Source organism: Streptomyces sp. S6, from assembly GCF_054880855.1.
Genome location: NZ_JBTYMC010000280.1, coordinates 1 through 8766 on the forward strand (window position 1 = coordinate 1; position 8766 = coordinate 8766).

Consider the following 8766-nt stretch of genomic DNA (forward strand, 5'->3'; position numbering starts at 1 on the left):
AAACCGCCGGTCGTGGCGAGCACCCGGCTGCCGACGAGCGACGTGTCGACGCCCGCCCCGGCCTCGACGACCTCACCCGCGACCTCCTTGCCGAGGATCACGGGCAGCGGCGCGCCGCCCAGGGCCCCGCGCATCATGCCGGAGCGGACCTGGGTCTCCAGGAACTGGATGCCGACGGCGGCCACCCGGACCGTCACCTGGCCCCGGGCGGGGCGCGGGTCGGGTACCTCGGCCACGGTCAGCCGGTCCGGAGGACCGAAATCTTTCAGCAGGACGGCACGCACCTGTCCTCACTCCTTCTGGTGGATGATCGGGAACGGATCACTCGTCCGCGACGACGGGGACGAGCAGATGGCTGTCGAACCGGCCGCCGGTGCGGATGATGTGGTCGCCGGCGTTGCGGGTGACGCGGTGTCCGGGCAGGACGCCGGTGACGACATCGCCCGCCTGGACGACGACTTCGAGGCTTTCGCCCGGTTCGAAGAGCGTCGACGACGGCCAGATCTCGATGTCGAGGGCGACCGGGACACCGGGTTCGAGCAACTGCTCGCGGTTGTGCCGGTGCCAGGGCTGCCACGGTGTGGAGCGCTGCTCGTCCAGGGCCCGGTGGCTGGCCCGCAGCCAGTCGAGGGCGACGGGGCCGTTGTCGTACAGCGCGAAGAACGGGAACGGCACCTCCTGGCCCGAGGCGTCCCTCTTGCGCAGCGCGACGAAGACGTCGGCGTCGTCGGAGCCCCGGGCCTCCAGCCACAGCCGCAGCTTGGCGTGGCCGGTGAGCCGGGTGCGCTCGGTGAACTCGTAGCCGAACCGCGTCCCGCCGACCCCCTCGCCCTCCCGCACCGGGTAGCTCACCTCGGCCTCGGTCAGCGGCGGCTTGTCGACCAGGGTGCCCCGGGCCGCGTCCAGGTACAGCGGCACGTACTCGGTGCGGGCGACGGGCCACTCCCGCTCCGCCGCGACATAGCCGCTGTCCGCCCGTTCGCGCACCTCGGTGAGCACCTTCGGCCGCTCGGTCCAGCCGTTGTCCTCGCCCTTCAGCGCCCAGTCGAAGAACCGCAGCTGGCTGGCGACGTTCTCGGGCCGGTAGTAGTACTCCCAGGTCTTGCGGCCGTGCACCTCCAGCCACTTGTCGGCCGAGGAGATGCGCTTGAAGCCCTCCAGGGTGCCCCGGCCGTGCAGGCCCTGGTTGGACCAGCTCGCGACGACGTACGCGGGCACCTCGACGTTCTCCAGGACCGCCCTTTTGGCGTCCCAGTACGCGTCGTCGAAGGGGTGCTCGGCGGCGAGGCGCTCCAGGTCCTCGACGCGGGTGGAGGAGTAGCCGAGGCTGTGCCGGGCGAACACCTCCATGAACCCGGTCTCCGGGATGCCGCCGTGGTAGGCGATGTCCCGGTAGAAGTCGGTCAGGCCCTCCCACGGGTTGATGGCGGCCAGGTGCGGCGGCCTGGTGGCAGCCACCCGCCACTGGGCGATGCTCAGGTACGAGACACCGGACAGGCCGACCTTGCCGCTGGACCAGTCACGGGTGCCGGCCCACTCGATCGCGTCGTGGAAGTCCTGCGCCTCCTGTTCCGAGGCGAGGGTGAAGTCGCCGGGGGTGCTCCAGGTGCCGCGCGGGTCGACGTAGACCACCGCGTAGCCGTGGCCGCACCAGAACAGCGGGTCCGGGGCCTCGATCGCCGCGTACGGGGAGACCCAGGACGGGTCGACGCCGCTGGCGGCGCTGCGGCTGGGGGCGGTGCTGCGGCCGCCGTGCTTGCCGTAGGGGCCCCAGGAGATCAGCACGGGCAGCGGCGCCGCGCCGGGGTCGGCGGGCCGGTGCACGTCGGCGTACAGGACGCCGCCGTCCCGGACCGGGATCTCGACGTCGCGGTCGATGCGCATCCCGTCGGCGACCCGGGAACCCGGCGCGAATCCCGGGTAGTTGCCGTCGGCGAGCGGGTTGGGCTCACGGAAGTGCAGGTTCGGGTGGGTCAGGGGGTGCTTGTCGGTGCTCACGGGGTCTCCTTGTCGGAAGGTCGGCCGTCAGGAGCGGTTCTCGGCGAGGCGTGGCAGGACGAGTGCCGACGCCGCGCCGAGGACCACGAAGGCCGCGGCCACCAGGAAGGCCAGGCCGTAGCCGGAGACCAGGTTGTCCGGGCTGGGCTGAGCGGCACCGGAGAGCGACTGGATACGGCTCGTCGCGACGGTGGTGAGGATGGCGAGGCCGAGGGCGCCGCCGATCTGCCGTGAGGTGTTGAGCAGCCCGGAGACCACTCCGGCGTCGGCGGGCGTGACCCCGGAGGTGGCGGCCATGGCGACGGGGGTGAAGACCAGCCCGACACCGAGCGCCATCAGCATCCCGGGCGCGGCGACCATCAGCACGAAGTCGCTGTGCGGACCGAGCTGGGACTGCCACACGAAGCCGGCGAGCGCGCTGAGGGCACCGGCCAGGATGAGCGGACGGGTACCAGCCCTGGAGATGAGCCGGGAGCTGAGCCGCGCCCCGGCCATCACCATCACGGTGTGCGGCAGGAAGGCCAGTCCGGCCCGGACGGGGCTGTAGCCGCGCACGTTCTGCAGATACAGCGAGACGAAGTACCACATCGACAGGAACGCGGCGTTCGTCATCATCCCCACCAGGTTGCCGCCGGCCACCGAGCGGCCGCGCAGCAGACCGAGCCGGATCAGCGGCACCTCGGCGACGCGCTCCTCGACGAGGCAGAACAGCCCGAGCAGCACCAGGCCGATGACCAGCGGCGGCCAGACGTGCGGTGAAGTCCAGCCGTACGACGCGGTGTTGACGATGCCGTACACGAGGGCGAGGAGGGAGAGGGTGACGGTGGCGGCGCCCAGGACGTCGAGCCGGCGCGGTCCTTCGCCGCGCCGGTGGTCGAGATGGCGCAGACAGCCGGCGATGAGCGCGATGCCGATGGGGATGTTGACCAGGAGGATCCAGCGCCAGGACAGATAGCCGGTGAGCAGCCCGCCGGCGATGGAGCCGACCGCGCCGGCGCCGCCCGCCACCGCGCTCCACAGGCCCAGCGCAGAGGCCCGTTTCGGCCCTTCGGGGAAGGTGGTGGTGAGCAGGGAGAGGGTGATCGGCGACAGGAGGGCGGCGCCGACGCCCTGCACGACACGGGCGACGATCAGGACGCCGGGGCTGCCCGCGAGGCCGCCGACCAGGCTCGCCGCGGTGAACACGGCGATGCCGGCGATGTAGACGCGTTTGCGGCCGAGCAGGTCGCCGGCCCGTCCGCCGAGCATCAGGAAGCCGGCGAAGGCGAGCGTGTAGGCGTTCACGACCCATTGCAGGCCGGTGTCGCTGAAGCCGAGGCCGGTCTGGATGGACGGCAACGCGACGTTCACGATGGACACGTCGAGCAGGACCATGAACTGGCCGAGGCAGGCGAGGGTGACGATCACCCAGGGTGGTGCGGTGCGGTCCGGGGACCGGCGGGTGCCGGGTGCCTCGGTGGCCGCGCCGCCGCCACTCGTGCCGTCCTGGGCCCCTAAGTGGGTCACGGCCGCTACCCCTTCTTCTCGATCGCTTCGGCGAAGGCCGCCAAAGACGTGGCCAGACGCTTGATGTCGGTGGTGCTCCAGTCCTCCATCAGCTCGGCCACGACGGCGGCGCGGGCCTGCCAGAGCTTGCGGACGGCCTGCTTGCCGGCCCGGCTGACGGACACCAACTGGGCGCGGGCGTCCGCAGGGTCGGGCTCGCGGACGATGAAGCCGCGGCTCTCCAGTCGTTTGGCGGGCGGGGTGAGCGTGGACTTGTCGACCTCCATCAGGTCCGCGAGGACCGACAGCCGCACGGGTGCGTGCTGGGAGATCTGGGCGAGCAGCGTGTAGTCCCCGAGGGACAGTTCGAGACCGGAGGCCGCCATGATGCGGCGCCGCGCCGCCGTGGAGAACATCCAGTTCCCCACCACGGCAAGGGCCGATGCCACCTCGCCGGTGACCTCGCGCTGCTCGTCCGGTCCCTCTGACGGCGTGGCTGACGTGTGTTCCATGTCCGGCACCGATCCCGCTTGGTTGGTTGTGGCAAACCAACTATTACCCGGCGGTCCGGTCCCTGGCAAGTGCGTTCTTGCTCGATCCGGCCTCCAGCCGACTGCGAGCCAGGCTTGCGAGCGTCGCCGTACCGCAGTCGACATCAGCCCGCGAGGTGCACAGTGGAATTCGGAGTGACCTTCTTCCCGACCGTGGGTCCCGCCGACAAGGACGGCGCGACCTACTACGACGAGGCACTGTCCGTGGCCGAGCGCGCCGACGCGCTCGGCTACCAGCACGTGAAGATCGTCGAGCACTACTTCTTCCGGTACGGCGGCTACAGCCCCGACCCGGTCACCTTCCTGGCCGCCGCGGCCGCCCGCACCCGCCGCATCCGGCTGATCACCGGCACCGTGCTGCCCGCGTTCACCCACCCCGTCAAGCTCGCGGGCAAGCTCGCCATGCTGGACAACCTCTCGCACGGCCGGCTGGAGGTGGGCTTCGGACGGGCCTTCCTGCCCGACGAGTTCGCCGCCTTCGGCGTGTCCATCGACGACAGCCGCGCCCTGTTCGAGGAGAACGTGGAAGCGATCCGCCGCCTGTGGACCGAGGAGGACGTGGTCTGGGAAGGGCGCTTCCACAAGTTCGGCCCCGTCACCCTCCAGCCGCGCCCGGTGCAACGGCCGCACCCGCCGACCCATGTCGCCACCGCCATGAGCCTCGAATCCTGCGAGTCCGCGGGGCGTGCCGGCCACCACCTGCTGCTCGTGCCCGCGGCCTCGTCCGTCGAGAAGGCCCAGGAGATGCTCGGCGCCTACCGGGCGGCGCGCGCCGAAGCCGGCCACGAGGGGCCGGGCCGCGTGCAGTTCAGCTACCCCACCTACGTCGCCGAGGACGGCGACGAGGCACGCCGGCTGGCCCGCACGGACGACGAGGCGTACAACGAGCGCATGGCCGAGGCCGTCTCCGCGTGGGGGCGCGTCTCCAGCAGCGCCTACCCGGGCTACGAACGGATGCTGGAGGCCACCCGCGCCTACGACTTCGACAAGAAGCTGGCGGCGGACAAGCTGCTGGCCGGGTCGCCGGCCGAGGTCCGCGCCCAGATCGAGCGCATCCAGGGCTGGTTCGGCCCGGACATCACCCTCAGCCTGACCATCCACTCCGGACTGCTGCCCGTGGAGGTCGCCGAGCGCTCGACGGAGCTGTTCGCACGGCAGGTGGCGCCGCACTTCGCCCCGCAGGCCCGATGACCGGGCCGGTGCGCACCGTCACCGTGGTCGGCGCGGGCACCATCGGTCTGGCCTGGACCATGTTGTTCCTCGCCCGCGGCCTCGACGTACGGCTCAGCACCGGCCGGGCCGACGCAGGGCGCGCGGTGCGGGAGGCGGTGGAGCTGTTCGCCCCGTCGCTGCCCGCTTTGCCCGCCGACCCGGCCCGGCTGCTGGACCGGCTCACGATCGAGCCGGACGTGGCGAAGGCGGTCACCGGGACCGATCTGGTGCAGGAGAACGTGCGCGAGCAACTCGCCCTGAAACAGGAGGTGTTCGCCGAGGTCGAGCGGGCCGCCCCGGACCACGTGCTGCTGCTGTCGTCGTCCTCGTCGCTGTCCGCGGACGCGCTGGGCGCCACCCTCGACGACCCCTCGGGGCTGCTGGTCGGCCACCCGTTCAACCCGGCCCATCTGATGCCGCTGGTGGAACTGGTCCCGGGCACCCGCACCCGGCCGGACGCCGTCGAGCGGGCCGCCGTGTTCTACCGGTCCCTGGGCAAGGTGCCGGTCGCACTGCGCCGCCCCCTGGCCGGCACCCCCGCGAACCGGCTGCAGTCGGCGCTGCTGCGGGAGGCCGTGCACCTGGTGGCCGAGGGGTACCTCACGGCCGAGGAGGTCGACACCGTGGTGACCGGCTCGCTCGGACTGCGCTGGGGGGCGGTCGGCCCGTTCCAGGCGTTCCACCTGGGCGGCGGTCCCGGGGGCCTCAGACGGATGCTGGGCGCCGTCGGGGACCGGCTGGCCGCCGAGTGGGAGCACCTCGGCACACCCGGGCTCACCGACGACGTCGTACGGACGCTCGCCGAGCAGACCGAGCGGGCGTACGGACAGGACGCCGACGCCTACCGGCGGCTGGCCGCGGCGCGGGACGTGCGCCAAGGGGCCGTCCTCGCCGCGCTGCGGACCGGCGAGGACACCGGGAGGGCCGACCCGTGACCGGCGGCATCACCGATACGGTGCGGGGCGTCGACGCCGACAGCTTCCGGGCGGCCCTGGCCCGGTTCGCCAGCGGGGTGGTCGTCGTCACCGCGCGCGACGTGCTGGGGGCGCCGCACGGCTTCACGGCGAGTTCCTTCTGCTCGGTGTCGCTGCGGCCGCCGCTCGTGCTCGTCTGCCTGGCCGAGACCGCCACGTCGTACGACACGTTCACCCGGGCCACCGACTGCGGGATCAGCATCCTCGCCCACGACCAGACGGCCGTCGCGCGACGGTTCGCCACCCGGGGCGCCGACAAGTTCACGGACGGCGCCTTCGAGACGCTGCCCAACGGCGCACCGGCCGTGCGCGGCGCCCTGGCCGCGCTCGCCTGCCGGATCCGGGAGCGGCACACCGCGGGCGACCACATGATCCTCGTGGCGGAGGTCACCCACACCGGGGAGGGCGACGGGCGCCCGATGCTCTACTTCGACGGCGCCTTCCGCGAACTGGCGCCCTGACGACGCGTCAGCCTCCCCGCGAGCGGCTCTCGATCACCGCTCTAGGAGGCCGAAACAGACTCTTCTCCGTACCACGCACCACCCGAGTGGTTTCACGCACCACCTCACCATCAGCACCTCACCCGGAAGAGGCACCTCATGCGCAGCATCGTCACCCGCACCGGCGTCGTCGCCGCCACCGCCGTACTCGCCCTGACGGGCCTGGGCGCCACCGCCGCGTCCGCGGCCACCACCACCGCCGACGTCCCGGCCGCCGCCGCGACGTACGCCAGCCTGGCCGGCGAGTGGCAGGGCTCCGGCACCGCCGGCCCCAACCCGGTCCAGCCGCACTTCTTCTTCTACGGCAACGGCACCCTGAAGATGGTTCCGGAGGACAACGCCTACCTCGCCACCGGCACCTGGAAGGAGAGCGGCTCCTCGTTCACCTTCCACCTGGAGCACCCGATCTACAACTCCGCCGGCACCGTCGTCTCCTACGTCAAGGCCGACCAGACCGGCACCCTCAACGGTGACACCTGGTCCTCGACCGGCACCTCGGGCCGCTACGACACCCAGGGCAACCTCATCGAGACGTTCACCGTCACCCTGACGGCCCACCGCGTCTGACCCCCGCCCGGCGAATACCCCCGATGCCACCCGGCACGGGGGTCTTCGCCGTTCGCGGGCGCTCGACGGGTTCCTGTGGTGTGGTTCCGGTCAGGGGAGGGCCGATTGACGTTCCCCGGCTTCGGACGCGGAGCGGTGGCATCCGGCACGCGGTTCCCCTCGCCCCCGCCGCCCGAGACTTCCCGTCGACGCCGATCGGCCGCGAGCCCTCAGCCGTGCGGCACCACCGCCACCGCGCACCCGGTGCGCTCGATGACCGCGTGGGTGACGGGGCCCGTGCGGTGGCCGAGGCGGTGGCCCACGACGAGGAGGCTCGCGTCGGTCGCGGTGCGGACGACGGCGCTGGTGGGCCTGTCCTCGACGACGGTCTCCAGGACGGGGACGTCGGGGTACTTGTCGCGCCAGGGGGCGAGGACGGCCTTGAGGAAGCCCAGCCACTCCTCGGCCAGGGCGGAGCGGGGGAGGAACGCGGTGTCTCCCGAGCCGTGGGCGTTCGCGCCGGGCGGGTACCAGGCGTGCACGGCGCGCAGGCGGGCCTGCCTCAGTTGCGCCGCCTCGAAGGCGAACTCGATGACGTCGTCGCAGGGGTCGGCGATGTCGACGGCGAGGACGACGTCGCGGTAGTCCGTGTACGTCGAGGCGGTGCCGTCGGGCTCCGGGACGTGCTCGTCGGGCGCGTCCGCGTCGGAGCGCACCAGCACGACCGGGCCCGTCGCCTTCGCCACCACCCCCAGGGCCACCGACCCCACCACGAACCCGGTGAACGCGCCCAGTCCGTGCGACCCCAGCACCAGCGGCCGTGCCCGCTCCGCCTCCCGCACGAGGGCGGTGGTCGCCGGGCCCGCCACCATTTCGTCGCTCAGCGGCAGTCCGGGACACGCGGCCCGCACCCGCCGCTCGGCCCGCTCCAGCGCACGGCGGGCCAGTTGACGCTGTGCGGCTCCGGCGAGGACGGTGTCCCGCTGCCGCGTGTACCGGTTCCAGGCGTGCACCAGACGCAGCGGCCGGCCTCGCCGTACCGCCTCCCGCGCCGCCCAGTGCGCGGCGGCCATGCTCTCGTCGGAACCGTCGACCCCGACGACCACGGGCTGTTCCATCACGACACCTCCAGCCGGAAGACCTGCTCTGCGCCCCCAGCGTCGCGCGCCCCCACGTGCGCGGTAAGGGGCCCACCGGGGCCCCGGCGGGGGCCGTCCGGCCTCTGTGAGCCGGACGTCCGGCGCCGGAACCTGGAAACAGGAACCCACGAGTGCGAGGGAGGATCGGACATGAAGCCCGTGAAGGTCGGTGCTCTGATGACCCGTGAGGTCGTCACCGCCGGGTACGGCACACCGTTCAAGGAAGTGGTGCGGCTGCTCGACGAGCACCGCGTCAGCGGCCTCCCGGTGGTCGAGGACGACGGCACCGTGCTCGGCGTCGTCTCCGGAACCGACCTCCTCCCGCACCAGACCGCCCGGCCGGGCCGCCGCCACCTCGGGG

Annotated in this window: 10 protein-coding genes; 5 read left to right on the plus strand and 5 right to left on the minus strand. The window is 72.6% G+C overall.

From position 1 onward, the window contains the following. The 4 genes from ACVNF4_RS28130 to ACVNF4_RS28145 all read right to left on the minus strand — a co-directional run. Positions 1-284: alcohol dehydrogenase catalytic domain-containing protein (locus tag ACVNF4_RS28130; RefSeq protein WP_461805688.1), on the minus strand; the 284-nt coding region annotated here is incomplete at its 3' end. 37 nt (positions 285-321) lie between these two features. Then, complete coding sequence (locus ACVNF4_RS28135) at positions 322-1998, minus strand: CocE/NonD family hydrolase (protein WP_461805689.1); 1677 nt, start codon at positions 1996-1998, stop codon at positions 322-324. A gap of 27 nt (positions 1999-2025) precedes the next feature. Further along, a complete protein-coding gene (locus ACVNF4_RS28140) occupies positions 2026-3504 on the minus strand; it encodes an MFS transporter (protein ID WP_461805690.1) in 1479 nt (492 codons plus the stop codon). A gap of 5 nt (positions 3505-3509) precedes the next feature. Continuing rightward, positions 3510-3995 (minus strand): MarR family winged helix-turn-helix transcriptional regulator, encoded by a 486-nt coding sequence (locus ACVNF4_RS28145; RefSeq protein ID WP_461805691.1) that lies wholly within the window; start codon positions 3993-3995, stop codon positions 3510-3512. 162 nt (positions 3996-4157) lie between these two features. Between ACVNF4_RS28145 and ACVNF4_RS28150 the strand changes: the two genes are divergently transcribed. From ACVNF4_RS28150 to ACVNF4_RS28165, 4 genes are all read left to right on the plus strand, one after another. Beyond that, positions 4158-5225 carry an LLM class flavin-dependent oxidoreductase gene (locus tag ACVNF4_RS28150; RefSeq protein WP_461805692.1) on the plus strand — a complete coding sequence of 356 codons (1068 nt, stop codon included), beginning with the start codon at positions 4158-4160 and terminating at the stop codon, positions 5223-5225. A gap of 8 nt (positions 5226-5233) precedes the next feature. Continuing rightward, positions 5234-6181, plus strand: a complete 948-nt coding sequence (locus tag ACVNF4_RS28155; protein WP_461805693.1) for a 3-hydroxyacyl-CoA dehydrogenase NAD-binding domain-containing protein — start codon at positions 5234-5236, stop codon at positions 6179-6181. After that, positions 6178-6681, plus strand: a complete 504-nt coding sequence (locus ACVNF4_RS28160; RefSeq protein ID WP_461805694.1) for a flavin reductase family protein — start codon at positions 6178-6180, stop codon at positions 6679-6681. Before ACVNF4_RS28155 ends, ACVNF4_RS28160 begins: the two co-directional genes overlap by 4 nt. Positions 6682-6819: 138 nt before the next feature. Then, the gene (locus ACVNF4_RS28165) at positions 6820-7287 is read left to right on the plus strand and encodes a hypothetical protein (protein ID WP_461805695.1); all 468 of its coding nucleotides are present in this window, start codon (positions 6820-6822) and stop codon (positions 7285-7287) included. Positions 7288-7496: 209 nt separating this feature from the next. Here ACVNF4_RS28165 and ACVNF4_RS28170 read toward each other — a convergent pair whose 3' ends face one another. Continuing rightward, a complete protein-coding gene (locus tag ACVNF4_RS28170; RefSeq protein WP_461805696.1) occupies positions 7497-8384 on the minus strand; it encodes a universal stress protein in 888 nt (295 codons plus the stop codon). A gap of 171 nt (positions 8385-8555) precedes the next feature. Here ACVNF4_RS28170 and ACVNF4_RS28175 point away from each other — a divergent pair. Beyond that, positions 8556-8766 (plus strand): CBS domain-containing protein (locus tag ACVNF4_RS28175; protein WP_461805697.1); only part of this gene is annotated, 211 nt, incomplete at its 3' end.